The organism is Belnapia arida (assembly GCF_016773205.1).
GTDB classification, from domain to species: domain Bacteria; phylum Pseudomonadota; class Alphaproteobacteria; order Acetobacterales; family Acetobacteraceae; genus Belnapia; species Belnapia arida.
This window is the reverse complement of the sequence record NZ_JAETWB010000198.1, coordinates 1-351: the sequence shown is the minus strand read 5'-3', so window position 1 is coordinate 351 and position 351 is coordinate 1. Positions and strand designations below refer to the sequence as shown.

The 351-nt window shown below is 68.4% G+C and carries 1 pseudogene; it reads right to left on the bottom strand.

The annotated features are described in order from the left end of the window. Window positions 1-351, bottom strand: a pseudogene (locus tag JMJ56_RS35980) (IS630 family transposase); the annotation flags it as partial.

The following is a 351-nucleotide window of genomic DNA, read 5'->3' as shown; positions in this document are numbered from 1 at the left end:
GATGTGGATCGGTGCTCGCAGCCGCTCACCCCTGGGCGCCCGGCCGTGGGTGCGGGCCATGTTGGTCGAGGCCCAGGCCTCATCGATGAACACCAGGCGGTCCGGGTCGAGGTGGGGCTGCGCCTCGAACCAAGCCCAGCGCCGTTTCAGGACGTCCGGGCGGTCCTGCTCCGCCGCATGGGCGGTCTTTTTTTGTGCGTCACCCGGCGCCAGTCGAAGAAGCGCCACAGCGTGCCAATGCCGGCCGACACACCAGCCTTGGCCAACCCAGCCCGGATCTCCCGCAGCGTGATATCCGACTTCTGGTCGACAAGGCGAAGGATCAGCGCCGCATGCGCCTCGATCTGCGCC